Origin of the sequence: Citrobacter sp. Cm038 (genome assembly GCF_030333105.1) — a bacterium.
Lineage (GTDB): Bacteria > Pseudomonadota > Gammaproteobacteria > Enterobacterales > Enterobacteriaceae > Citrobacter > Citrobacter murliniae.
This window is the reverse complement of record NZ_JAOWGO010000009.1, coordinates 1-285: the sequence shown is the minus strand read 5'-3', so window position 1 is coordinate 285 and position 285 is coordinate 1. Positions and strand designations below refer to the sequence as shown.

General features: G+C 47.4%; 1 tRNA gene. It reads right to left on the bottom strand.

From position 1 onward, the window contains the following. Positions 1-141 precede the first annotated feature (141 nt). Positions 142-217 (bottom strand) — tRNA-Glu (locus OGY01_RS00725). Positions 218-285: the final 68 nt, after the last annotated feature.

Genomic DNA, 285 nt, shown 5'->3' with positions numbered 1-285 from the left:
TCTTATTACGGAGAACAGACACAGTGTGTCGTTTCAATTTTCAGCTTGATCCAGATTTTTAAAGAGCAAATATCTCAAACGTCACCCGAAGATGAGTTTTGAGATATAACGGCCGGTGACTTTCACTCACGAACCAGCAAGTGGCGTCCCCTAGGGGATTCGAACCCCTGTTACCGCCGTGAAAGGGCGGTGTCCTGGGCCTCTAGACGAAGGGGACGTGTAAGTCTCAATCGCAAGACGCCTTGCTATTTACTTTTCATCAGACAATCTGTGTGGACACTACAA